We start from the raw sequence: 21,049 nt of genomic DNA on the forward strand, positions 1-21,049 counted from the left end.
TGCCAGCGTTCCTACCCATTTCGTCGAATTCTCTGACATACAGTACCTCAGTTATTGACATACAGTACCTCAGTTGGCAAGCATCAGGCAGTCGTCGGTGAGGAGGATTCAATGAGGGCGCTGGTCTATCTCGGTAAGGAAAATATGAAGCTGCAGCTCATGGATGAACCTCAACCAGGTCCAGGTGAGGTGGCCCTCAAGGTCCAGGCCTGCGGAATATGTGGTTCCGACATGCATGGTTATCATGGTTATGATCCGCGCCGCGTTCCGCCCATGATCATGGGCCACGAGATGGCCGGCATCGTCGAAACCGGCGCGATGGCCGGACGGCGCGCAACCGTCAATCCATTGATAACCTGCGGGCGATGCAACCAGTGCCTGTCCGGGACGCCGCAGCTTTGCGAGAAGCAGAAAAATATCGGGCTTCCACCACATGCCGGCGCCTTTGCCGAAAGGATCGTGGTGCCGGAAGCCAACCTCGTGGAGATTCCAGACAGCATGGACTTCGTGACCGCAGCACTCACCGAGCCCGTGGCAGTGTCCTATCACGCGGTGGGGATCGGCATCGCCGGCCTGCGTCGTCCGCTCTCAGCCGCCAAGGTTGCCGTTCTCGCCGGCGGCGCGATCGGGCTTGCGACGGCGCTTGTTGCCATTTCGCAGGGCGCGGAGACGGTGATGCTCGGGGAGACAAGCGCGATGCGACGCCAAACAGCATCCGCCGCCAGTGCGGCCATCCTCGCTTATGATCCGGACGGGCCGTCTGCTCCCGCTCCTGGATCCATCGATCTCGTCTTTGACGCCGTCGGCGCAAAGGCGACCCGGGAAGCCGCCTTCAGGATGGCGCGGCGGGGAGGTACGATCGTGCATCTCGGCCTCCTTCCCGGCTCGGAGGGCGTGGACGTGCGGCGGATGACCCTTTCGGAAATCGCGTTCCTCGGTTCCTACTGCTATTCAATGGCCGATTTTCGCGAGACCGTTTCTCTGCTTGCCTCTGGCCGCCTTGGGCCGCTCAACTGGATCGAGACCCGCCCGATGTCTGACGGTGCGAAAGCCTTCGCCGATATTGACCGGGGAGACGTGGATGCGGCAAAAATCATCCTGATAAATTGACACCTTGCCAGCCCGCAGCCCATTCCATAGGTCCGCCCGCTGCTGGACGGATTCGGAATTTGAGATAAAAGAGGCCATGGACGAGGCGGGCATGAAGGCAAACAGGAACATCAATCCGCTAAAGAAGAGCCCGATCAGCCGGCAGCAATCGCTTGCCGCCATCGTGGCCGACCGGCTCAAGGCGTCCATTCTCAATCGCGAACTCTCCCTCGGCGAGGCTCTCTCGGAGGAAAAGATCGCGACTGCCATGGACGTCAGCCGGACGCCGGTACGTGAAGCGCTGACGATCTTGCAGTTGCAGGGGCTGATCGTGATTCTGCCGCGCCGCGGCAGTTTCGTTTTCAAGCCGACACGCGAAGACCTTCATTCACTGGTCGAATACCGCCTCCATCTGGAAATGCTGACGGCAGGTTGGGCCGTGGAACGGTCGCCGCAGGCTCTTTCCCGCGCCATGTTGAAAGCGCTCAATGCAATGCAGATCGCCCGCGAAAGCGACGACTCCCTCGCCTATGCTGAAGCGGATACTGAATTTCACGATGCCATCTTCGAACATTGCGGCAATCCGCTTTTCGTCGAGGCCTTCGACATTGTTGCAGGCCGCATGGCGGCTCTTCGCACGCATCTTTCCGATGCGCTTGGACTGCATCGGCAGAAGACCTTCGAGGAGCACCAGCAGATGGTTGAGGCCGTAAAGTTGAAGGATGTGGATCGCCTCCGCGGGTTGCTTCGCAGCCATATCGAGGCGATGGAGACGAATTACGCAGCTGCCCTGCAGATGCTTTCGGCGCCATGAAACGCTGAAAGATCTCGGAAATTGGTGAGCGTCAATGATCAACGGCCGTATCGAAATCGAGTCGCGAAAGCGGCATTCAGTGCGCCGTCCGGCAACTCCCCTCTTGCCAGCTGTCCGATCTGCTCCACGACACATTCCGCCTGATACCGGCGCGCTTCGGCGGTAACGCCGCCGATATGCGGCGTCACCACCACATCGTCACGATTGTGAAAACGTTCACTGGGCTTCTGGTCGGAACCGAGCCCGACATCCAGCGCCGCTCCAGCAATCCTGCGATTGTCGAGCGCCGCAGCCAAGGCGTCCTCATCGACCAGCATCCCGCGCGACAGGTTTATGAAGTAGGCGCCTCTTTTCATCGCGCCAAATTGAGCGGCGCCGAAAAGCCCTGCGGTTTCGGGCGTGGCCGCAGCGAGACAGACGACGAAATCCGAAATCTCCAGCAGGTCATCAAGAAGGAGCTTCGTGACGGACGGGTCGGTCTCGTCGGAATGCGGATCGAAGATGACCACCCGTAATCCCAGCGACAGTGCCATGTCCGCAAGCCTGCGGCCTATTCGCCCGTAGCCAGCAATGCCCAATGTCTTTCCCCGAAGCTGAATGCCGAGCCGGATCGGCATGGCAGCGACGGACGGCGACCGGCCGTAGCGGGAAATGCCGCGCGCCAGTTCGAGCATGAGCGCCAATCCCAGTTCGGCGACAGCGTCCGAGAATCCGGCCGACGCCCTCGTTACGAGGACTCCATGCCTCGATGCCGCATCGATATCGATCGTGCTGACATCGACCGCCGATCTCACGAATGCGAGCAGCGCTTTCGAAGACTCGAACGTCTCCGCCATGCCAGGAACCGACCGGTGTGCGACGATGATCTGGCATCCTTCCGCAGCTTCAGCGAGGTCCGCGCCGGCCTGCGTTTCATCCTGCTGGTTATAGATGAGATCGACATACTTCCCGAGAAGCGCCAGACAATCCGGGGGAAACGCATTGGCGAGTTCGGCAGGTGTGTGGGTGATGTAGGCGCGAAGTCTCAAGATGCGGCATCCGGTTTACGGTTTTGCGAAACAGGTGGAGAGAAACCGTAGAGATTGGAAGGATTTTCCACCAGAATTCTATAGCGCAGTTCGGCCGTGGGCGCCCATTCACCCAACATATTGAAGAGGGCAACGTCATCCGGAAGGGGCATTTCGCCGGCAAGGGCCGCCGGATGCGGCCAGTCCGTTCCCCACAATAGCCGCTCTGGCGCCGCTGCGATCCATGCCCGGGCAATCGCCGAGGTATCGGGGTAGAGATCCGGGCCGTCCATGCTGTCGAGATAGACGCCAGAGAGCTTGATCCATGTGCGGCCCGCGTCCACCAGCTGGCGAAGTGTATTCCACGACGGATCGCTCATGCTGCCGGGCTGCGGTAACCGACCCATATGATCGATCACCACGGGAATGTTGAGGGCGATCAGCCGCGGCGCAAGCGTTGCCAGAAGCGGGGCGCGCGCGTTCAGCTGTACATGCCAGCCGAAGGCCTCCACCCGCCGCGCCAGAAGTTCCAGCACGTCGAGGCTCTGTCCCACATCCCGAGCCGGGCTGAACCGGATCGCCCGCACGCCCAGCTCATGCATATGAGCCAACTCATGCTGGCTCATCATCTCGGTGATCACCGCAACGCCCCTTGCCTCCGAACCCATGAGCTGCAGGTGATGCAGCAGGCAGGCATTGTCGGTGCCGTAGGTCGATGGCTGGACGACGACGCAACGACGGAGTCCGAGCCTTTCCTGAACGTTCCTGTAGCGCTCGAGCGTTGCTCCTTGCGGACGTAGCTTGGCCTGCGGATCGATGGCGAACCTGATATCATAGAGATGAATATGGGCATCGACCGATCCGGTAGGTGCAGTCCAGCTGGGTATCGCTTCGGCACCGCTCGGCGTCTCCAGGTTGCTCATCATACGCGATCTCGCATGCCGAGCCTGTCGGTCGTGAGCGCTAGAAGCCCACCCAGGAAGACGACCACCGAAAGGAACACCAGCGCATCGACATGGCTGCCGGTGTACGATTTGATCCAGCCCATCACGAAGGGTGCCACGAAGCCGGACAGATTCCCCAGCGAACTGACAAGCGCAAGCCCGCCCACGCTGACGCCACCGCTGAGCCCTTCGGTCATCAGCGAAAGTGATGGTCCCTTGACAGCGTAGATGCCAATACCTGCTATCGCGACCAGCGTCATCTGAACCGAGAGGCTGTCGCTGAACACGCAGGAAGCCATGGCGGCGGCAGCAAGAAAGCACGGAATTGCGGTAAACCAGCGCCGTTCAAACCGGCGGTCGGAGAGATAGCCCCAAACGACCATCGCGATACATCCGAGCGCAAACGGAATGGCGCTCAGCAGGCCGACGACGACATTGCTGACGCCGAAGCCCTTGATAATCTGCGGCAACCAAAAGCTCAGGCCGACACTGGATGCGGTGGTGGTAAAGTAAAGGAGCGCGTAGAAAAGTACGCGGCGATCGGCAAGCAGCCCAAGACCGAAGCCGTGCCGGGAGACATAGGCGCCTTGAACATTCTCCCGGTCGAGGCGCGCCTGCAGGACCTGACGTTCACGCACGGTCAGCCACCTGGATTCCGCCGGACGATCTTCGAGATAGGACAGGCAGAACAGCCCGAGCAGGACAGCAGGCAAAGCCTCGAGAATGTAGAGCCACTGCCACCCGTGCAAGCCGAGGACGCCGTCCATGCCAAGGATAGCGCCGGAGATCGGCCCGCCTATCGTGCTCGAGAGCGGGATACCGACCTGAAACGTGGCGATGATGCGGGCCCTATATTGCCGTGGAAACCAGAATGTCAGGAACAGCAGCACGCCGGGGAAGAACCCGGCCTCGGCCGCGCCGAGCAGGATTCGCATAGCATAGAAGGAATAGGGGCCAACAACAAAGGCCATCAATCCAGCGATCAGCCCGAAGGTGATCATGATCCGCGAAATCCAGAGGCGCGCGCCGACGCGCATCATGATCTTGTTGCTCGGATATTCGCAGAGAAAATATGACAGGAAGAAGATGCTGACGCCGAAGGAATATTCGATCGTGTTTATGCCGATCGCCTGGTTGGCGGTAATCGACGCGAAGCCGAGGTTGACGCGATCGAGATAGGCAAGCAGCTGCGCGACGATCAGAAGCGGCACAAGCCGAACCGCGAGCTTCCAGGCAATCGCCTTGATTTCCTGCTCGCTCTCATCACTGCTGTCGACGGCAATCGTCGACCCTGAAATTCCATTTTGGTTCAACATCCGAACCTCCTCCTTAGATTCATGTAAAGCCGATCCTCAAGCCTGTCGGCAAGGCTCTCTCTCCGGATTGAAATGCAAACAGCAGGCGGCTTCGCATCAGACAAGCCCGCTCGATTGCCACGCTTTCGATCAGCGATAGCTGTCTTCGATGATCTCGCAGCCCTTCGCTGCAAGCTCCTTGTCGATCCATGACGTATCCAGCGTTCCGGCAAGGATCGACTTCATCTTCTCGGTCTCCGCAGCCTGTTTCTTCCTGGTCTTTTCCAGAATGCCGGTTGCATCGCCGGGGGGAACGACCACGATACCGTCGTCGTCGCCGACCAGGATATCGCCCGGCATGATGACGACGCTGCCGAGTGAGATCGGCACATTGATTTCGCCCGGCCCCTCCTTGTAGGGACCTGCCGGAGTGACGCCGGCCGCAAAGATCGGCAGGTCCATCTCACGAAGCGTGGCAAGGTCACGGATTGCACCGTCGATAATGATACCGCCGAGCTTCTTCTGCGCGGCCGCCTGCATCATCAGCTCACCGGTGATCGAATTGGTGAGGTCGCCATGGGCATCGAAGGCGATCACATCGCCAGGCTGAGCCATGTCGAGTGCCTTGTGCAGCAGGAGGTTGTCGCCGGCACGCGACTTGACGGTGAAGGCAGGCCCAAGAAGGTTGCCCTTGCTGATCTTGCGAATGCGGGCATCCAGCATGGAAGCGCGGTTCATGCAGTCGCCGATATTGGCGACCGGAAGATCCCTGAAGCCGTCGATGAGGCTAGCAGACGGTCGATCGATCCGCGTGAAAATTCGAAAACCGGGGTTCGGCATGGAAGTCATCCCTTTGCTTGGAAGATCACTAGGCTTGCAGCGCTGAGAAAATCTCGCGGTAGTCGGCGGGCGGCTTGCCCTGGAAATGCTCCTTGAAGCGGTGCTTCACGCACCAGGCGAGCTTTTCCTTGGTGGCGCGCGACATCGTGTCATCGACGCCGAGGCTCTGCAGCGTCGCGATCACCTCGTCCATCTCGTGTTCGCGACGCTCGGCGTGGATGACGCCGCGGGCGATGAGGTCGTTGGCGTTCTGCAGGAAATCGCCGCCGGTAATCGAGGCGCGGATCGAGGCCAGCACGTCGTCTTCGAGACCGAACTGCCGTCCGGCGATCACCGCCTCCAGAAGCAGCATGACGTACCCCTTCATGAAGATGCTGCGGAACATCTTCGAGGCCGACGCCTTGCCGGCAGGGCCATCCAGGGCTGTCACCTTCATGCCGTAGCGATTGCAGAAATCCGCAAAGGCGGCGGCGCCCTTTCCTGACGCCAGCATCGGTACCTTGTGCCTGTTGCCAGGCACCGTGCCCATGACGGCAACATCGACGAAGGTGGCACGCGGCGAGACGATTTGATCGACCGCCACCTTGGTATCCGGTCCGGCGGAGTTGATGTCCACGTATAGCTGGTCCGGCCGAAGCAGGGGTGCGCATTGTTCCGCGACCGGCAGCGCCATGTTGGCGCTGATAGAACAGATGACGATATCGACCTTTTCGACGAGGGCTTGAAGTGATGACTCGAGGACGACATCGGCTTTTGCCGCGCGCGTCCTTATCAATTCTCCTGACGGCCCCTTCTCCCAGGCAGCGTCGTAGGCGCGGATTCCCGCCAGATGCTCGTCGCGCAGACCTTCCGCAATATTGAAGGATGCCTCGCCGAAGCCGAGGAAGCCGATAGTCTTCATCGTGTCGAACCTTTTTTGCCGATTGAACGACGGCCGGCCAGGAAACTGCTCCCAGGTCGCAATAGCCGCCGATAATTTTTTTGCGGGAACACAGCGCAGCCTGCAGGCTGACATAGGGAGAGCTGAGCCGGGCTCAGCGATAGATCGTCACTCCTCCATAGAGATAGCCGCCCATGACCGCCCTTCTTGTGCAAGCATGGTCATCCGCCACCGGATTCATAACTTGCATTTCTCAACCGATCTTCCGAGACGGCTGCATTCTTGAACGAGCCCATTATTGACTGGATAAAAGACCTTCGTCTATTTGTAACATTTCAACCATCCATTACTTTTGGTTATCGAATGGACATTCGCGATATACGCTACTTCCTAAAGGTCGCAGACTATTGTCATCTCGGCAGGGCCGCCGACGAGCTGCATATTTCCCAGCCGGCGCTTTCCAAATGCATCAGTCGCCTCGAGCAATCCTACGGCGTTCAGCTGTTCAACAGGGTCGGTAGGGGGATCACATTGACCGAATCCGGGCAACTACTGCGTGAGCGTTACCAGTTGCTGCAGCAGGATTTGCAGGAGATACAGCGGGAGGTTTCGTCTTATCGCAGCGGCATCGCCGGCGTCGTGCGAGTCGGCTGCTCCGCGTCGATCGCTTCTTTCGTCCTACCGGAAATTTGCCGGACGATGCAGGAAAGGGCACCGGACCTTCGTCTTGAAATCCGCGTCGGCATGGACGACGTGCTGCAGGAAGCCTTGCGCGCCGGCGTAATTGATATCGCCATCAGCCCACACCGCACCGGCCAGACCGACGATGCGATAGTATCGGCCCGTCTTCTATCGGACACTGTCGTCGTCGTGGCGCGCAACGGTCATCCGCTGGCCGGGAGGAAGGCTTCTCTGGAGGCGATGACTGGCTATGGATGGGTATTGCCGATGCCGTCGGTTTCGACCCGACAATGGCTTGATGCAGTCTTTCTCAAGGCCGGTCTGGCACGGCCGGAAACGATCATAACCGCCGCGCCACTGGTTGCTGCTCCCGCTATCATGATGAAAACAGATCTGTTGAGCTTCATGTCCCGGCGGAACCTTGAGACAGGAGAGATCACCGAGATTGAAAACCCCTCCACCACATTGCACCGCTTCTTTGACATCAGCCATCGCGCCAGGAGTTTCATGTCGCCAGCTGTTCGTTATTTCATTACGCTTTTAGAGCGGTAGCCCTTGTAAATCGCAAGGTCTCCCACTGACGCTTTTCATCACAGAATGCTGAAAGCCAAACTTCGGGCAATACAGTGATCGACGTCCGTTTTGCTCGTCATTGAACAAACAATGCGACTCGGCTTACCCATTGAGGAAATCAACGATGCGGCCGTCGCATAAATGAAGAAGTCATAATATTCGAGCGCAGAGCTGATCCAACCTCTTGCAGTAGCTTTCTTGATCCGCGAACTCTCGAATTCTCACGTGCCACTGCCTCGCTCTGGTCGCCTTGATGCTGGAGTGGACGGCCCCTGAACGGCATCGAAATGTGCCAGAATGAGCTGTTAAGATCTCAATCGAAGGGGCCGCCCATGGACAAGATTATTCGTATTGGCATGGATACGTCAAAGCATGTGTTTCAGATGCATGGCGTGAATGCTGCAGAGAAGCCGGTCTTGCGTAAGAAGATGCGACGCAAGGAGATGATCAACTTCTTCACCACCTGCCCGCCACCCGTAATCGCCATTGAGGCCTGCGGCGGCTCTCATCATTGGGCACGGCTGCTTACGTCATTCGGGCATGAGGTAAAAATGATCGCGCCACAACTCGCTAAGCCCTACGTCAAGCGTAACAAAAACGACGCCGCGGACGCCGAAGGGCTGTGCGAGGCAATGAGCCGCCCGACGATGCGGTTTGTTCCGGTTAAGACGGTTGATGACCAAGCGGCACTCATGCTGCTCAGCGTCCGTACCCGCCTGATAACCAACCGCACCCAGCTCGCGAACGCTATTCGGGGTTACGCCAACGAATTCGGCATTTCCGCAGCCAAGGGGCTGGCACACATTCCTCTACTGCTTGAAAGGATACAAACCGACGGGACTGTGCCAGAGCTTGCCCGGGAATTGTTCGTGAGCCAGGCCGAGGAATACGCCCAGCTGGAAAAGAAGATTGCTGATGTGGAGGCGAAGGTAAGAACATGGCAGCGCAACGACGAACGCAGCATACGTCTCAACACAATTCCCGGCATCGGCCCAATCGGTGCGGCGCTCTTGATCATGAAGACACCGGCGCCGGCGCTATTCCGATCCGGCCGCCAGTTTGCAGCCTGGATAGGGTTAACGCCAAAAGATCACTCGACCGGCGGCAAACTGCGGCTCGGTTGTATCACGCGAGCCGGCGATGAAGCACTGCGGGCAGCCTTGGTGGTTGGAGCAACCGCTGTGATTCACCACGCGCGGCGATCTGGTAAGGCCTCACCATGGCTGATGGAACTGCTTAAGCGCAAGCCCCCAAAGTTGGCAGCTGTCGCACTTGCCAACAAGATGGCGCGCATGGCCTGGAAGCTCATGGTTTCCGGGGAGACATACAACACAAAATCGGCGCCAATCCTAATGGGGGGCGCGGCATGAAGATCGGCAACCAAGAACCGGTGAAATCCTAATCTTCACTGAGTGTTGCTGATGCCAGAACTTGCAAGATAGAAGAAGATGGTGTGATCGATCGATCCGGAACACAGGATACCCGCTGATCCCATTGGCAGTTAGAGGCCGACTTGATGTTTGGGACCTGTGTTGCGGAAACCATCTTGGCCAGCGTTCATGTGCGAACGCAGCAACAGGCCGGACATATGGACGCAAGCGATCAGATCAAAATTATCTCAAAATATCTTGCGAGCTAGGGGCCGTCCACATATGGGATCAGAACCGTCGATACTTTGACAGCGTCGAGCCAAGCCTTTGGATTAGCCCAACCTCTGCGGCATAAGCCCCTATTACGGAACTGCGCTTGGCTTCTCGCTCGATCGCCATGTCTATTCGAGTTTCCCGCCTTGAACTAATCCGACGTGACGCGGCCCTTCTGTCTGATAAGCGAGCCGCGCCCTACCGAACTCGCTGGCCGCCAACTTTCGCCAAAAGCCTCTGCTGGCCTGCGTGGCGCGGGATTCGATGCTCCGGCGAATAGCCCAGCGGAGGCACTAGCGTGCTCACCGAATTGTCGTTACGGCAGCCTAGCGCATCAATCCGCAGCGGGAAAATCTAGTGTCGTATCGTTGATGCGGTTGAACAGATTGGTGAAAACAATGCTCGCGATCGACATCGTGACGTCGACAATCTGCGCATCCGTGACACCCGCCTGCTGAACTGCCGTGACCACATCGGCTGGAACCGTTCCGGTTGTTGTGAGCAGATGGTGCGTAAATTTCGCTATTGCATCATTGCGCGCATCACCCGACGGCTGCGCCTGCCGCAGCGCAAGAATGGCTTCTCGGCTCATGCCGATTTTTTTCCCACCATAGTGTGGGCGGCCAGGCAATAGTCACAACCGGTGGTGTGGCTGACGACGAGTTTGACGACTTCGATATCCTTGGCGCTTAGAGTGCTTCTCTTGAGCGACGCTTCCAGACTCAAGACCGCTTCCAGTGCAATCGGGCTATTGCCGCCGATTCCAACATAGGAATTAGGGACCTTGCCGACCGCGCTTTTAACCGCGCTGAACAGTTCAGCCGTGCGGCCTGTGGCCTCAGACAATGATATCGTATGAAGACGAGCCATGATGAATTCCTTTCGTGCTGCGTCTGGGGAGGATCTGTGTCAACGGCTTGTTGCCGCAGGACTATTCGTAGCTGTTTTGCCGTTGCCGTGCTGACGGTCGGGACAAGTGCTTAAAAGGCAGGCCAATTGGGCGATCGCCGTCAGATTTAAGCCCGGGATCCGCACACTCTGTCCATATCGACGGAAGCAATGGATCCAAGAACGCTCGCGCAGACCACCGCGGCAACTGCTTGGGAAAGCAGTTGCATGATTTTACCTGCCATTGATTTTTTGATTAGAGACCGGCGTAGACCATCTTTGTGAACTGATCGCCATTGAACACGAAATTCCCCCACTTGGCGTCGAAAGCGGCCGTCGGCTTTGCGGCTATAATTTCGTCGAGCGATTTTCCCTGTTGTTTCAGGGTGGCCACGCGGTTGCGCACCGTGACCAGCATGTCGCGAAATGCAATCAGGTCGGTGCGCGTGCCGACCTGACCGTGGCCGGGGACGACGATGGTATGGTCGGTGGTTCGCGCGACGGCCTTCTCGGCCCACTTGATCGCGCCATCGATATTACCGCCATCTTCATTGTCGATATATGGATAGATGCCATTCCAGAATGTATCGCCCAGCGCCAGCGTATCCTCCTTCTTGAAGTAGACCCATAGATCTCCATCGGTATGACCATCACCAAAGTTTTCGACTTCGATCTTCGTGTCATCGAAGTCGAACGTCTTTTTGTTGTCGATAAGCAATGTCGGACGCGCGCCCGGCGGCACAGGATCGAAAGTCCAGTTCCAGGCGTTGACATGGGTGGTCTCGGTTAGATGCTTAAACGTATTTTTATGCGCTATGACCGTGGCACCGGCTGCATGCAGCCACGCATCACCATCAGTATGATCCCAGTGCCAATGCGTGTTCACTACGTATTTAAGGGGAGCCGGACTGATGCGGTTGAGTGCGTCCTGCAGCTTTTGTTGCGACTTGCTGATCCCGGCGTCGACGAGGAATTTCCCTTCGTTACCGGACAGGACAGTGATGTTGCCACCGGACCCCATCAGCACGGTGAGATTTTCACGTAGCGGATTGACAACGAGATCTGCGTCTGCGCGCTTGAGATATCGAGAACCGGCGCCGGTATGAAAGTAATCGTCTTGCGTAGCTCCGTTTGATTGAGCAGGTTGGCTGACGGTATCGGCAAAGGCCGCCGAAGAGGCCAATAGAGCGCCGGAAGCGATGGAAATCGAGACCAATAGTGTCGATAATCTGCTGGATTTTTTGATGCTCGGCTTCATTTTGAGGAATGGTTTCATTTGTTTCTCCTTGGTCGAGCGTCGCGAGGCGTTCCCGTTGGTACTTGCGCAGATGGGGGTGAATCTCGGCGCGGGAATGCAGCGGCAAACCCTGTCAGATTGCCGTGTTTTCCAGCCGTAAGAAGAGGTTTCAACAGGCCTGTAGCGAAGCGCCCTTGGTCAAGCCAGCCTGCGACTTTTCCTCGCGCAGCCAAGCTTCCAGGTGATGCTCATAACCTGATCCTTGTGATCGTCCGCGCGTCGCCAAACGAATTGGTGCCCTCAGGCTCACAGGTTTGTCGCGTGCCCCCTCGACAGGGACTCGAGCATATCAAGCTGTTGTCGAGGCGAGCTGAGTGAGGCGCATCGCCGTAGTCTTATGACGAGGATATTCTATTCATAAGAGCTTTCTCTATTCGACTGTCTGTTCAGGCGAATATGCACGCGGATGGCAACAAATGCCAATACCATCTTGTTATCAAGGGGATTGCATTTTCTCATAGCGTTCGGCCGTGCCACGCCGGCGTCTCCGCCGGCTATGCGCCTGATCGACAGGAGTGCAAGCACCCCCTTGCGCAAGCCGCCACGCGGTAAGAACGCCGTGCGATACAGCCAAAATGCATAAGGGGAATTTAACTTTCCAGCGTGCTGGTGTAAGCCTCCGTCACCGCAGCGAAGGCCCGCGCCGCGGCACTATGATATCCGTCGCGACGCCAGAGAAGTGCTGCGCGACGAGTCTCAATCTCAGGCTCCAGTCGAATGATGTGTAGACCGGCCTGCGAGCGCGCGATTGTTTCCGGGAGAATGGTCGCCAGGCCGGCGAAACGCACGATGTCTGCGATAGCGGCTATGGAATTCGCCTCGACCGCCACCTCGGCGCGAACTCCGATCCGACGCAAATAGCGATCCACCATGACGCGGGTGGCGAATGCACGACCCAATAGGGCAAGCGGCACCGTGGTCAGGGCGGCGGCATCTATCCTACCGCTTCCACACGCTGCCGGATGATCAGACCCTACCAGCAGTGAAAGTCGTTCGGAATGCAACGGTATCTCTTCGATATCCTCTGAGACTATGCCGGTGAAGGCAATGCCGACGTCCAGCGCATCCGCTGACAGAGCCTGCTCCATCGCCTCCTGCGCTATCTCTGTGACCTTCAACGTCACCCTTGGATATAACGCGCGGAATTGCTGCACCACCGGGCCGAGCAAATAGATGGCGAAGGAGGGAGTGAAACCCAGACGAAGCTCGCCGGCGGAAAGGTCCTGAACATCCCGCACCGCCCGCTCGCCGGCCTGCAACTCGGCGAGCGCCTTCTGTACGTGACGCAAGTAGATCTCGCCCACATCGGTCGCCCGCACGATCCGACCACTGCGATCGAGCAATTGCACCCCCATCCGTTCCTCGAGCTCGCGGATCCGTCGGGAAAGGGCAGGCTGTGACAGGTGCAACACTGCCGCCGCGCGCGTGAAGCTGCCGTGATCAGCTACAGCCTTCAAATAAAGAAGCGCTCGTTCCATGTATTACCTTGATCTATTAGCATCGTGTAGAACCCTGGACCTGATATCGACGTGCTGTGATCCTCTCACCTAGAGGGGCGGATCCGCGTCGCTCAGGCTTAGATGGTTTGAGGCGGCTGGTACGGTTTCCTTTTTTGCAGGCTCGGAAGCACCGTGATGGGGTTGAACATCTGATGAGCCACTAGATCTTGCAGCGCCGCAGGGCAACGACGTCATGCCTGCGCTCTGGATATTGAAGTTGTCGCTTACCGGCGCGGCGTTTCGTTTACATTTGTCAGAGTTGGTCGAATTTCGTTGCTCATCATGATGTCCCATCGCTGTGTGGAGCAACAGGTGGCATTTCTATCGGCATAAGAATTATAACAAATCTATCGCATCATCAGCGACGTCCTGTAGAGAGCAATCGTTTTAATTGGCAGAGATACTCCTCTATTTGGCAGCAACATGCCCTTCGCCCGTATTGCGGTCTTGACAATCGTCTTAAGGCGGGGCCACCCGAGGTGGTACACCCTATCAAGCCTTCTAGGATTAATGAGGTTTTCAATGAGTAATGAACCGAAGGTCATCGCTGGGATCAAAATGCCCGACAGCGCGATGGCGAAAGCTGCCAAGGAACTCGTTCGCGATACCGAAACCGATCTGCTCTTCCATCATTCGAGCCGCGTCTTTCTTTTCGGCGCTCTGACCGGTGAGCGGAAGATTCTGAAGTATGACCCCGAGCTCCTCTATATCGGAGCAATGTTCCATGACATGGGGATCATGGACGACTATGCGAGTGATACCGAGCGCTTCGAAGTAGATGGCGCCAACGCGGCCAAGGAATTCCTTTCGTCATACGACGTTTCGGAACGCGACGTCGATGACGTTTGGGACTCCATCGCCCTGCATACGACACCCGGTATCCCGCAGCACAAGCGCCCGACGGTCGCTTTGGTCACCGCCGGTGTCGAGATGGACGTGCTTGGCATTGCGTATGACGATTTCACAGACGCACAACGTCATGAAGTTTGTACGTGTCACCCCCGCGGGCTGAAATTCAAACATGGTATCCTTTCATCGTTCTGCTTAGGCACAATTCGCAAGCCGGGTACAACCTTCGGCAACGTGAAGGCGGATGTCCTGTCTTATATGGACCCGACCTACAAGCGCGAAAACTTCGTCGATATCATTCTGAATTCGAAGTGGGAAAGCTAAATTTACTGTCAGCTGAGAACTGATCTCGGTATTGGGCAGGCAATATGCCAAGCCGTTTGACAAAGGCCTCGCGCATTCGCTTCACATTTCCGAAGCCGCATTCGTGCGCGATGACCTTGAGCGGCTTGGCGCTTCCTTCCAGTAAACGACGAGCGGCATCCATACGCGCGCTCTCCACAAAATGCGCCGGTGTCGAGCCTGTCTCGGCGACAAACGTGCGCGCGAAGTTCCGCGTACTCATGCAGCTCACCTCAGCCAACTCACCCACTGAAAGGGTGTTGCCGAGATTTTTCATGACATAGTCGGTCACCTTTGCGATCGGCGAACCGGCATCATTGGAAATGTCAATGTACGGACTGAATTGAGACTGTCCACCAAGGCGCTGAGCCACCACGACGAGTCGTTTTGCAACTGCGAGGGAAACTACTGGCCCGTGATCATCACGGACCAGGGCCAATGCCATATCGATGCCCGCCGTTACCCCGGCAGAGGTTATCATCCGACCGTCCTTCAAAAAAATTCTATCAAGATCCACTCGCGCCATCGGGAACCGCATCGCGAGTTGTCTTGCATTCTGCCAATGCGTTGTCACATCCTTATTGTCGAGAAGCCCCGCCGCGCCCAAAAGAAATGCACCGGTACAAATTGAACCGTAGACCTTACTAACCGCGGCGAGCCGTCGGATGCATCTGGCCATTTCTGCAGGCGTCTCAAATTCAGGCAGATGCGGCCCGCCGGCAACCAAGAAAAGATCAAAGGGGCCGGTAGCGTCCTCATACGTCAAATGAGACTGAAGAAGCTGCCCGTTAGAAGCTCTGATTGGCGAAGTATTCTCGGCGATAGTCGTTACCTGATATCCAGCATCCTCTCCTACAAGGCGATTCGCCTCCGCGAACACGTCCAGCGGCCCGGACACGTCCAACGCTTGAACACCGTCGAACAGAAGCACCCCAACAGTCTTCATCGATACCAAACCTAACCATCTGGACAGCTTGAGTACTGGCTGAAGCTCGTACTGGCAAGGCGAGGTCGGCGCCTTTGTTGCCTATTCCGGTGCAGCGCTGATCGCTTGAATCAAAGACGTTGAACCTCGTAAATACTTCAACGCATAACGGCCCAAGCTATGAGATTCAAACTCCCTATCGGTTCAGAGAAAGCAAGAACGCTCTCGTCGGCGACCGCGGCGCAATGTCCTGCACGCCGTCCCCAGTTGCCCAATCGTTGCGCCGTCCGTAGAGTAAAAGCACGATCATTAGAGACCATGGAGAAAAGCTTCGCTCGAGAATATGATGTGGAGAAGTCGCGAGACACATTATTCCTCCAAGTAACCACCATCAAATGTCGTCGGGCCCCCCATACGATTTGAAAATCTAAGACCGCTATTTCAGCCTCTCGGCCAAGACGGCGAGATCACATTGCTGTCCCGGCATTGGGTTCTGACATCGTCCCGCCGAGTGCCCGACAGCGATCGAAGCAAGCGCGAAAGGGATGTCTTACGAACCTAACATACCCGGACTCAACCTCCCACAGACACGCCGTTTCCGATCCCGATAAAACGCTCCTTCTACACCGCTGAATTTTTTTCTGTCGCGCTGTAAGAAGCGCCCTTCGCTGGCGAAGAGGAAGGCGCAGGTCAATCCGGCCTGTTCAAATCGGAGATTCTCCATGACGTTTCGTCTGTTCGCCGCAACGCTCGCCGTAATCGCGGTCTCGTCTCTTCCGGCACTATCCCATGACATGGTTGAGAAGTCGCCGCCGGCGGCACCCTACAAGGCCGTGAGCGGCCTCGTCAAATTGCCGGATTTCATTCCCGGCATGGGCCAGCTCTTCGTCGATCCGACCACCGTTCCCGCCGGTCCCTTTCTTGCCTATGATCACTCGGGCAAGCTCGTCAGCACCATCTACATGCTGCCGATCAAGGATTTTAAGCCGGACATGAATCTGGGCAGCCTGAAGGCCCCCGGCGGCAAGGTCGATCACATCACGGTCAACTATAATGCCGGCCATCCGGGCGTCGAGGAACCTCATATCCATGTCATCCTCTGGCATGTCCCGGTCGCCGACGAAGCTCTGGTCGCGAAATGACCCTGCGCCGCCGCCGGTTTCTGGTCAGGGGTAGCGAGGTCATCGCTACCCTAGCCCTCTCGCCTCTCTTGCCCCGCTTGGCCCGGGCCGGAGATATCGTCGATATCGAAATGACCAGTCGTGCCGACGGCTCCGATGTCTGGTTCGATCCGCTTGGGGTCTGGATCTTTCCCGGGCAGACGGTGCGGTGGACCAATCGCGATCCGGGAGATTCCCATACGGCGACGGCCTACCACCCTGACATCAAGGGCCGCCCACGCCGGATACCCAAAGCCGCCAAACCGTGGGACTCGGATTTCCTATTGCCGGATGAAAGCTATTCCGTCACCCTCACCAAGCCAGGGGTCTATGACTATTACTGCCGGCCGCACGAGCACGCCGGCATGGTCGGACGCATTGTTGTCGGTGATATCAATGGCACCGACTGGTGGACCGACCCCAAGATGGCCTCAGACCCCGATTTGCCGGCCCCTGCGTTGCATGTGTTCCCGACGGTGCAACAGATCATAGAGCGAAAGATCGTTCGCCACGGCTGATGAAGCCCTGCTTCAATAACATTAGTTAACCCATCCGGAGATCTATATCTCCGGATACTTATTCGAATAAGCCGCTCATGAACATTAGCGAAGATTCGGTGAATGGCCGAATTTGTTAGAAGAATGGCCGCATTCGGCGGAACTATACAATTGACGCTCCCGAGGGGCTTGAGGATATCCATTCCAAACCTTCAGCGCGGTCGAACGCGCGCTTCCCGGAGCCTGCCTCTCATGCACCCAGTTCAACGACTGACCTGCAGCTTTCAGAAATGGATCGGCCTCGCCGCCGCCTACCCATCACAGGGGCCGTTTCATGCGGCGGCAAGTCCGGACGAAATAAGGTCGGCGCAGGCCGCGAGACGCAAGTCGCTGCAACAGGCGCGCGAAGAAGGTTGGGCGGCCGCGATGCGCGCCGGCCTGACGGGCGATACCCACGCCTATGGCTGGTTTTTGGAGGATGCGACCCCCTATGTCAGGGCCGTCGTTCGCCGCCGCGCCGGCAATCGGTCGGCAGCCGACGTGGAAGACATCGTGCAGGATGTGCTGCTCGCGCTGCATCTCAAGCGCGGCAGTTGGAACCAGTCTCTGCCGATCGGTCCGTGGATCAGTACTCTAACGCGCAACAAGATCGTCGATGCTCACCGCAAGACGAAATCGAAGGCCCATATCCCCATCGACGACCTCGCCGATGTGCTGCCGGCAACGCAGGAGGAGAGTAGCGGCGATCCCGACCCAGACATCAGCGGCCTCTTGTCACGTCTGCGACCGCAGCAACGCGAAGTCGTTCAGATGATTTCCGTCGACGGCATTAGCGTGCGTGACGCCGCCTCGCGGCTGCGCATGAGCGAAGGCGCGGTCTACGTCACACTGCATCGGGCATTCAAGGCATTGGCCGCGCTTTATCGGGGGAACGCATGATGAAAACTGAAGAGCTAATCCGCCACCTCGCAAAAGACTCGACGCTCCGCTGGCCGTTCCAGCGCGTTTTCGCACTCGCCTTAGCTGCTGGTCTTGCCATCACCGTGCTGATCTACGCCGCCCTGGTCGGCCCCCGGCCCGATGTGCTGCAAGCGGCCGAAACCACGCGTTTTCTGTTCAAATTCATCGTCACCCTGTCGATGGCGATCACGGCCGCCTTGCTCGTCGCCCGGCAATCCCAACCGGGAAGCCCGCTCGGCCTCTGGGGGCTCGCCCCTACCACCGGGCCGCTCCTGCTCATCGCCGGCGTCATCGCCGAACTGATCGCCTCGCCGCCCTCCGCCTGGGCCGGCCTGGCGATCGGCTCGAATTCACTGATGTGCCTGACCCTCATCCCGGTGCTAGCCGCCGGCCCACTCTTCTGCTTGCTCATTGCGCTCCGCCACGGCGCCCCCACCCATCCCGGCGTTGCCGGCGCCACTGCCGGCCTGCTCGCGAGCGCTATCGCCGCCACCTTCTATGCCTCTCGCTGCACCGATGACAGCCCGCTATTTGTGGCGACCTGGTACCCCTTAGCGAGCGCATTTATGGTTGTAACGGGATACGCGATAGGACTTCGCACGCTGCGATGGTAGCTTCGAAAGATCGCACGAAAAGATCGACTGTACTGAGCTGAGCCAACGTTAGAGCTCACGACGCGCGCTCTCGTAACCGCCGCCAGGCGCACCTTTGGTATTGGAAAGATTCTTGCGGATGACATTGGCCGGGATGCTTATTGCCGCTCTTTTCGCCTGTACTGGTCTTGACTGCGCTTGCCACCGCTATCGTCACAACCCGAATATGCGGAAGGAGGACCGGCCGGGCAGCTCGCGGACGGCCTCAAAACCTTCCAGCCGCTCAAACAGCCGCGTCGCCGCCCAGCGCGAAAGGGTGCTGCCAGGTACTGAGGCCGGAACGGCATCCTCGTTCAACAGCTTGCGGATGACCGCCTCAGCGCCTTTGTCCGAACTTTTGGCGCTACTGCCAGAAGCCGCGATGCAGACGATCAAACTCGGCGGCGGAGCGCCGTGCGGCGTCGACGCCGCCAACCAATGCCCAGCAGATCGCTTTCCGATAAGCCGGTTCAACCGGGCCGCACGCGACCACGGCGGCCAATGGTGCGGAAGGCGGAGCCAAAACGCTCGGAAAGCAGCAGCGGTAAGGGCCTCGACTATTTCAGCCTTTGCGCCAGCACACCTCGGCCAGTCCGAGCGATAGCACCTTAGCGTCCGGGCGAACGGCAGAGATCGCCGCTATCAGGTCCGCCACGACAAGAGGTGCCGCCCGCCCGGATTAATTCTTAGAACCGACTATCTCGGGAGCCGAGGCCAGGCCGTCATCCCAACGAAACCCAAGAGGTCGACAATCTCCTTAACGAGTGGCGTAGTGATGGTCCCGGATCGGCGCGTCAGCATTCGTGCGGCCAAAAACAGCTTGCCGGCTGGACCTGGATCCTCACCCGCAGCCGTTAGCAAAACCTCGTCGCGGATCGCGTTTTCCTCCTCGGTGCGAGCAAGCATTCTGGCAGCGACAATGGCCGATTTCAGGACCAGGCGATCGCGCCAGCAGCCAAGCCATGGCGGGTCGGCACGGATCAGATCGTCGAGCGATTTCAGGGTGATACCGGGGGCGAATGCGGCGTCTGATTCAGCGACCTCGTGAGTTCGCGGTCGTGTCCAGCTTGGCAGGCGAGGCGACCAGGTCGGGGTCATTGGAGCGGAAGGAGCGAGCGGTTCATGCGAAGGAGCAGAGATCATATGCGCGGTTTATGCCAGTAAATCGCTACAAGCCGCGCGGCCAGTCGGTAAAGAAAAATGACCGAAATCTTGCATTATCGGACGTCACGGTAGAACCCGGAGCACGATCGAAGCGTCGGCTAGCGCAAGACTTCGTCGAACAGCGCTTCGACCCAATTGCCGAAGCGCTCCGCTGCCGAGGAATTGTCGGCCTGTCTAACCAACCAGTATCCCTTCTGAACGTTTGTCGCGCGGTCGTCCAGAATGACGAGCGATCCCGCGTCGATTTCTTCTCGCACGAGCGAGGTTGGGCAGAGACCGATACCTTGCCCTCCGAGTACGGAGCCGATCATCAGCGTAAAATCTGCGAAGAGCGGACCATTGATGGCGGCCAGTCGAACTCCGCCCTCAGCGAACCATCGCCGCCAGACATCGGTCGTTTCGTCATGCAGCAGTGGAGCGTTGACCAGTCCTTCTGCTCTGAAGTCCGGGTGCCGTGCTGCGAAGTCGGTTGAGCAAGTCGGTCTGACTTCGCCAGACAAGAGTTTGTGCCAGTCCGCTGCGCGACGCTCGCCGTAACATATCCGTAGATCCACAGTGGCGTCATCAAATTGAGTGCTGTGGTGGCCATAGAGAAGATGAAGTCGTACGTGGGGCTCGATGGCTGAAAAGAGCGGAAGCCGGGGGATGAGCCAGCGGATCGCTATTGAGGGAATGCATTCCACAGTGACGGTATCGAGCTCTTTTCGACCGCGTATAAGCCGAGCTCCTTCTTCAATGTTGCGAAGGCTGTCGGCGACGATGCGAGCAAACTCTCGACCCGCGACGGTCAGAGCCACTCCCCGCCGCGCTCTTACAAAAACCGAGCTGCCGAGCCAATGTTCAACTGCCCGAACATGCTGGCTAACCGCTGCAGGGGTCATATTGAGTTCCGCGGCGGCCTTAACGTAATTCTCGTGCTTAGCGGCAGAGGCGAAGGCACGGAGGGATTTGAGGGGAGCAAGAGACATTGGGGAAGGCTAAGCTGAGCTTAGCCTAAGAGCAAGCGTTTCCGGGGTTGTGACGGCGGTATCATGCGCTATGAAGCAGTTAAAAGATCTATAGGAGTTTTG

At 58.1% G+C, this 21,049-nt stretch carries 20 protein-coding genes and 1 pseudogene; 9 read left to right on the top strand and 12 right to left on the bottom strand.

Features of this window, described 5'->3' with window-relative positions; all coding sequences use genetic code 11:
- Positions 1-111: 111 nt before the first annotated feature.
- Together ACPYOI_RS04785 and ACPYOI_RS04790 are read left to right on the top strand one after the other, a co-directional pair.
- Complete coding sequence (locus ACPYOI_RS04785) at positions 112-1,110, top strand: alcohol dehydrogenase catalytic domain-containing protein (protein WP_481422587.1); 999 nt, start codon at positions 112-114, stop codon at positions 1,108-1,110.
- Between the two features lie 91 nt (positions 1,111-1,201).
- Positions 1,202-1,903, top strand: a complete 702-nt coding sequence (locus ACPYOI_RS04790; RefSeq protein ID WP_481418733.1) for a GntR family transcriptional regulator — start codon at positions 1,202-1,204, stop codon at positions 1,901-1,903.
- 38 nt (positions 1,904-1,941) lie between these two features.
- Here ACPYOI_RS04790 and ACPYOI_RS04795 read toward each other — a convergent pair whose 3' ends face one another.
- The 5 genes from ACPYOI_RS04795 to ACPYOI_RS04815 form a co-directional block, all read right to left on the bottom strand.
- Positions 1,942-2,931, bottom strand: coding sequence for a 2-hydroxyacid dehydrogenase (locus ACPYOI_RS04795; protein WP_481418732.1), 990 nt, complete (start codon positions 2,929-2,931; stop codon positions 1,942-1,944).
- On the bottom strand, positions 2,928-3,836 hold the full coding sequence (locus tag ACPYOI_RS04800; protein ID WP_481422588.1) for an amidohydrolase family protein: 909 nt from the start codon (positions 3,834-3,836) through the stop codon (positions 2,928-2,930). Before ACPYOI_RS04800 ends, ACPYOI_RS04795 begins: the two co-directional genes overlap by 4 nt.
- On the bottom strand, positions 3,833-5,170 hold the full coding sequence (locus ACPYOI_RS04805; protein ID WP_481418730.1) for an MFS transporter: 1,338 nt from the start codon (positions 5,168-5,170) through the stop codon (positions 3,833-3,835). Before ACPYOI_RS04805 ends, ACPYOI_RS04800 begins: the two co-directional genes overlap by 4 nt.
- 129 nt (positions 5,171-5,299) lie before the next feature.
- A complete protein-coding gene (locus ACPYOI_RS04810) occupies positions 5,300-5,989 on the bottom strand; it encodes an RraA family protein (RefSeq protein ID WP_481418729.1) in 690 nt (229 codons plus the stop codon).
- A 28-nt stretch (positions 5,990-6,017) separates the two neighbouring features.
- The gene (locus ACPYOI_RS04815; protein ID WP_481418728.1) at positions 6,018-6,890 is read right to left on the bottom strand and encodes an NAD(P)-dependent oxidoreductase; all 873 of its coding nucleotides are present in this window, start codon (positions 6,888-6,890) and stop codon (positions 6,018-6,020) included.
- A 261-nt stretch (positions 6,891-7,151) separates the two neighbouring features.
- Here ACPYOI_RS04815 and ACPYOI_RS04820 point away from each other — a divergent pair, with 261 nt between their 5' ends.
- Complete coding sequence (locus ACPYOI_RS04820) at positions 7,152-8,102, top strand: LysR family transcriptional regulator (RefSeq protein ID WP_481418727.1); 951 nt, start codon at positions 7,152-7,154, stop codon at positions 8,100-8,102.
- Positions 8,103-8,455: 353 nt separating this feature from the next.
- A complete protein-coding gene (locus ACPYOI_RS04825) occupies positions 8,456-9,493 on the top strand; it encodes an IS110 family RNA-guided transposase (protein WP_481422589.1) in 1,038 nt (345 codons plus the stop codon).
- Between the two features lie 607 nt (positions 9,494-10,100).
- Here the strand turns inward: ACPYOI_RS04825 and ACPYOI_RS04830 are convergent.
- The 4 genes from ACPYOI_RS04830 to cynR all read right to left on the bottom strand — a co-directional run bounded on the left by ACPYOI_RS04830 (position 10,101) and on the right by cynR (position 13,429).
- Positions 10,101-10,358 carry a carboxymuconolactone decarboxylase family protein gene (locus ACPYOI_RS04830; protein ID WP_481422590.1) on the bottom strand — a complete coding sequence of 86 codons (258 nt, stop codon included), beginning with the start codon at positions 10,356-10,358 and terminating at the stop codon, positions 10,101-10,103.
- Positions 10,355-10,636, bottom strand: coding sequence for a carboxymuconolactone decarboxylase family protein (locus ACPYOI_RS04835; RefSeq protein WP_481422591.1), 282 nt, complete (start codon positions 10,634-10,636; stop codon positions 10,355-10,357). Before ACPYOI_RS04835 ends, ACPYOI_RS04830 begins: the two co-directional genes overlap by 4 nt.
- 274 nt (positions 10,637-10,910) lie before the next feature.
- Complete coding sequence (locus tag ACPYOI_RS04840; protein WP_481422592.1) at positions 10,911-11,930, bottom strand: MBL fold metallo-hydrolase; 1,020 nt, start codon at positions 11,928-11,930, stop codon at positions 10,911-10,913.
- A 611-nt stretch (positions 11,931-12,541) separates the two neighbouring features.
- The gene (cynR, locus tag ACPYOI_RS04845; RefSeq protein ID WP_481422593.1) at positions 12,542-13,429 is read right to left on the bottom strand and encodes a transcriptional regulator CynR; all 888 of its coding nucleotides are present in this window, start codon (positions 13,427-13,429) and stop codon (positions 12,542-12,544) included.
- A gap of 543 nt (positions 13,430-13,972) precedes the next feature.
- Here cynR and ACPYOI_RS04850 point away from each other — a divergent pair.
- Positions 13,973-14,623: an HD domain-containing protein gene (locus ACPYOI_RS04850; protein ID WP_481422594.1), complete on the top strand. Its 651-nt coding sequence runs from the start codon at positions 13,973-13,975 to the stop codon at positions 14,621-14,623.
- Here the strand turns inward: ACPYOI_RS04850 and ACPYOI_RS04855 are convergent.
- Complete coding sequence (locus ACPYOI_RS04855) at positions 14,595-15,587, bottom strand: GlxA family transcriptional regulator (RefSeq protein ID WP_481422595.1); 993 nt, start codon at positions 15,585-15,587, stop codon at positions 14,595-14,597. The two genes, ACPYOI_RS04850 and ACPYOI_RS04855, sit on opposite strands and share 29 nt — an antisense overlap.
- A gap of 701 nt (positions 15,588-16,288) precedes the next feature.
- On the opposite strand from ACPYOI_RS04855, the gene ACPYOI_RS04860 reads away from it, so the two are divergent.
- From ACPYOI_RS04860 to ACPYOI_RS04875, 4 genes are all read left to right on the top strand, one after another.
- Positions 16,289-16,708 (top strand): DUF5602 domain-containing protein, encoded by a 420-nt coding sequence (locus tag ACPYOI_RS04860; RefSeq protein ID WP_481422596.1) that lies wholly within the window; start codon positions 16,289-16,291, stop codon positions 16,706-16,708.
- A 110-nt stretch (positions 16,709-16,818) separates the two neighbouring features.
- Positions 16,819-17,244 (top strand): plastocyanin/azurin family copper-binding protein, encoded by a 426-nt coding sequence (locus tag ACPYOI_RS04865; RefSeq protein ID WP_481422597.1) that lies wholly within the window; start codon positions 16,819-16,821, stop codon positions 17,242-17,244.
- Between the two features lie 231 nt (positions 17,245-17,475).
- On the top strand, positions 17,476-18,162 hold the full coding sequence (locus ACPYOI_RS04870; RefSeq protein ID WP_481422598.1) for a sigma-70 family RNA polymerase sigma factor: 687 nt from the start codon (positions 17,476-17,478) through the stop codon (positions 18,160-18,162).
- Positions 18,159-18,797, top strand: coding sequence for an NrsF family protein (locus tag ACPYOI_RS04875; RefSeq protein WP_481422599.1), 639 nt, complete (start codon positions 18,159-18,161; stop codon positions 18,795-18,797). The genes ACPYOI_RS04870 and ACPYOI_RS04875 overlap by 4 nt, the downstream gene beginning before the upstream one ends.
- Before the next feature lie 192 nt (positions 18,798-18,989).
- Here the strand turns inward: ACPYOI_RS04875 and ACPYOI_RS04880 are convergent.
- Positions 18,990-19,913 (bottom strand): annotated as a pseudogene (locus ACPYOI_RS04880) (DUF1403 family protein).
- Between the two features lie 164 nt (positions 19,914-20,077).
- Positions 20,078-20,947 (bottom strand): LysR substrate-binding domain-containing protein, encoded by an 870-nt coding sequence (locus ACPYOI_RS04885; RefSeq protein WP_481422600.1) that lies wholly within the window; start codon positions 20,945-20,947, stop codon positions 20,078-20,080.
- Positions 20,948-21,049: the final 102 nt, after the last annotated feature.

The sequence above is a fragment of the Rhizobium sp. SVR5-2C genome, assembly GCF_056755115.1.

Coding starts and splice junctions, on each gene's coding strand:
- ACPYOI_RS04785 (WP_481422587.1), top strand. CDS start 112: ATGAGGGCGCTGGTCTATCTCGGTAAGGAAAATATGAAGCTGCAGCTC.
- ACPYOI_RS04790 (WP_481418733.1), top strand. CDS start 1,202: ATGAAGGCAAACAGGAACATCAATCCGCTAAAGAAGAGCCCGATCAGC.
- ACPYOI_RS04800 (WP_481422588.1), bottom strand. CDS start 3,836: ATGATGAGCAACCTGGAGACGCCGAGCGGTGCCGAAGCGATACCCAGC.
- ACPYOI_RS04805 (WP_481418730.1), bottom strand. CDS start 5,170: ATGTTGAACCAAAATGGAATTTCAGGGTCGACGATTGCCGTCGACAGC.
- ACPYOI_RS04810 (WP_481418729.1), bottom strand. CDS start 5,989: ATGCCGAACCCCGGTTTTCGAATTTTCACGCGGATCGATCGACCGTCT.
- ACPYOI_RS04815 (WP_481418728.1), bottom strand. CDS start 6,890: ATGAAGACTATCGGCTTCCTCGGCTTCGGCGAGGCATCCTTCAATATT.
- ACPYOI_RS04825 (WP_481422589.1), top strand. CDS start 8,456: ATGGACAAGATTATTCGTATTGGCATGGATACGTCAAAGCATGTGTTT.
- ACPYOI_RS04830 (WP_481422590.1), bottom strand. CDS start 10,358: ATGAGCCGAGAAGCCATTCTTGCGCTGCGGCAGGCGCAGCCGTCGGGT.
- ACPYOI_RS04835 (WP_481422591.1), bottom strand. CDS start 10,636: ATGGCTCGTCTTCATACGATATCATTGTCTGAGGCCACAGGCCGCACG.
- ACPYOI_RS04840 (WP_481422592.1), bottom strand. CDS start 11,930: ATGAAACCATTCCTCAAAATGAAGCCGAGCATCAAAAAATCCAGCAGA.
- cynR (WP_481422593.1), bottom strand. CDS start 13,429: ATGGAACGAGCGCTTCTTTATTTGAAGGCTGTAGCTGATCACGGCAGC.
- ACPYOI_RS04850 (WP_481422594.1), top strand. CDS start 13,973: ATGAGTAATGAACCGAAGGTCATCGCTGGGATCAAAATGCCCGACAGC.
- ACPYOI_RS04855 (WP_481422595.1), bottom strand. CDS start 15,587: ATGAAGACTGTTGGGGTGCTTCTGTTCGACGGTGTTCAAGCGTTGGAC.
- ACPYOI_RS04860 (WP_481422596.1), top strand. CDS start 16,289: ATGACGTTTCGTCTGTTCGCCGCAACGCTCGCCGTAATCGCGGTCTCG.
- ACPYOI_RS04865 (WP_481422597.1), top strand. CDS start 16,819: ATGACCAGTCGTGCCGACGGCTCCGATGTCTGGTTCGATCCGCTTGGG.
- ACPYOI_RS04870 (WP_481422598.1), top strand. CDS start 17,476: ATGCACCCAGTTCAACGACTGACCTGCAGCTTTCAGAAATGGATCGGC.
- ACPYOI_RS04875 (WP_481422599.1), top strand. CDS start 18,159: ATGATGAAAACTGAAGAGCTAATCCGCCACCTCGCAAAAGACTCGACG.
- ACPYOI_RS04885 (WP_481422600.1), bottom strand. CDS start 20,947: ATGTCTCTTGCTCCCCTCAAATCCCTCCGTGCCTTCGCCTCTGCCGCT.